This is a genomic window from Pelomicrobium sp. (genome assembly GCF_036803785.1).
In the GTDB taxonomy this organism is placed as follows: domain Bacteria; phylum Pseudomonadota; class Gammaproteobacteria; order Burkholderiales; family UBA6910; genus Pelomicrobium.
This window is the reverse complement of record NZ_DAIRTR010000243.1, coordinates 1-2,134: the sequence shown is the minus strand read 5'-3', so window position 1 is coordinate 2,134 and position 2,134 is coordinate 1. Positions and strand designations below refer to the sequence as shown.

Genomic DNA, 2,134 nt, shown 5'->3' with positions numbered 1-2,134 from the left:
GGCATAGACGTAAGCGCGTAGGAGCACGCCAGCGTTGCCCAGGTGGGCAGACAGGCGCCCGATGCTCTGGGGCCGGTCCCGTTCGGTGAGAAGCTGCAGCACCCCGTCCCGCTCCGCCACCATGGGCACGGGAAGGAAGGGCAGCAGCTTCTCGCTCACCCCTACCGGCCCCGCTCCCGGACCCCCGCCGCCGTGGGGAGTGGCGAAGGTCTTGTGCAGGTTCACGTGGACGACGTCAAAGCCCATGTCGCCGGGGCGCACGCGGCCTAGGATGGCGTTCAGGTTGGCCCCGTCGTAGTAGAGCAACCCCCCGGCCTCGTGCACCAGGCGCTGGATGTCCAGGATGCGGCGTTCGAACACCCCCAGGGTGGAGGGATTGGTGAGCATGAGGCCCGCCGTCTTGGGTCCCAGGACGGCGGTGAGCGCCTCCAGGTCCACGTCTCCTTCGCGGGTAGTGGGCACTTCCCGCACCGTGTAGCCGCACATGCTGGCGGTGGCCGGGTTGGTGCCGTGGGCTGCGTCGGGGACGATGATCTCGGTGCGCTGCCCATCACCCCGCGCCTCGTGGTAGGCGCGGATCATGGCCACACCGGCGAACTCCCCCTGGGCGCCCGCCATGGGGGCGAGGCTCACCCCCGCCATGCCGGTCACTGCCTTCAGGATCTCCTGCAGTTCGTAGAGGCAGCGCAGGAAACCCTGCCCGGTGCGCTCCGGCGCCCGCGGATGCCGGGCAAGAAATCCTGGCAGCATGGCCAGCAGGTTGGCCGCCCGCGGGTTGTACTTCATGGTGCAGGAGCCTAGGGGATAGAAATGGGTGTCGATGGAGAAATTGCGTTGGCTGAGCCGGGTATAGTGGCGCACGACCTCCAGCTCGGACACTTCCGGCAAGGACAGGGGCGAGCGGCGCAGGAAGGCGTCCGGGATGTCTTCCGGTGCCTCCCATTCGGGCATGAGTGCCCTGTTCAAGCGCCCGGGCTGGGAGCGCTCGAAGATCAGCATGGATTTATCAAGCAGAGATGTTCATCTCAACGCCGCCAGGGCAGCCTCGTAGTTGGGCTCGTTCTTGATCTCGGGCACCAGCTCAGCGTGCTTCACCACGTCGTTCTCATCCAAGACCAACACCGCCCGGGCGCATAAGCCCGCCAAAGGCCCATCGGCGATCTCCACGCCGTAATTCTTCTTGAATTCAGCGCCCCGCAGGGTGGAAAGCGTAAAGACATTGTTCAGGCCCTCGGCCCCGCAGAAACGCGCCTGGGCGAAGGGCAGGTCTGCAGAGATCACTAGCACCACGGTGTTGGCGAGACTAGAAGCCTTTTCGTTGAAAACGCGGGTGGATTTGGCGCAGGTGGGTGTATCCAGGCTCGGGACGATGGAGAGCACCTTGCGCTTGCCGGCGAAGTCCTTGAGGGACACGCTCTTCAGGTCTTTGCCCACCAGGGTAAAGTCAGGCGCCTTGGCGCCGACGGCAGGGAAGCTGCCATTGAGGGTAACGGGATTGCCTGCAAATGTGACCATGACGTCCTCCTTGTGGGTTAGGTTTTCAATGCGCAGGGGGGTGGCTTGATGCGCTTGCTGAGGATGCGCTCCAGGTGGTCGGCCAAGCGCTGCAAGTCCTCTTCCTCCTTGGTCTCGGTAGTGCACACGAGCAGCGCTTGCCCGAGCTCGGGGTAGTCGGGGGCGAGCTCCACGCCACCCAGGATGCCTTGGGCTTCCAGCGCCCGCAGCACCTCGGCGGCGGGGGCCGCCAGGCGCAGCGCCAGCTCATGGAACACGGGCCCGTCGAAGAGCCGCTCCACGCCCGGTAGTGCCGCCAACAGCCGCGCTAGCCGGCGCGCATTGGCATGGCAGCGGGCGGCCACACGGCGCAGCCCCTGCGGCCCTAGCAGGGCCATGTAGAGGGTAGCCGCGGCCACCGCTAGGCCCTGATTGGTGCAGATGTTGGAGGTCGCTTTGGCGCGGCGGATATGCTGCTCCCGCGCCTGGAGCGTCAGGGTGAAACCGCGGCGCCCGTCCCGATCCACGGTGGCACCGACGAGACGCCCGGGAAGCTGGCGTACCAGGCTCTGGCGGCAGGTCATGAAGCCGAAATAGGGGCCCCCGCCGGAAAGGGGCAAGCCCAAGGGCTGGCCGTCCC

The 2,134-nt window shown here is 66.5% G+C and carries 2 protein-coding genes and 1 pseudogene; all 3 read right to left on the bottom strand.

The features are described 5' to 3' along the window. A partial coding sequence (gene gcvPB, locus V7Q81_RS15840; RefSeq protein ID WP_333845261.1) for an aminomethyl-transferring glycine dehydrogenase subunit GcvPB occupies nt 1-999 on the bottom strand: 999 nt, incomplete at its 3' end. 21 nt (nt 1,000-1,020) lie between these two features. Next, entirely contained in the window at nt 1,021-1,515 is a 495-nt protein-coding gene (gene tpx, locus V7Q81_RS15835; RefSeq protein ID WP_333845259.1) for a thiol peroxidase, read from the bottom strand. A gap of 17 nt (nt 1,516-1,532) precedes the next feature. Then, nucleotides 1,533-2,134: pseudogene (locus V7Q81_RS15830) on the bottom strand (aminomethyl-transferring glycine dehydrogenase subunit GcvPA); the annotation flags it as partial.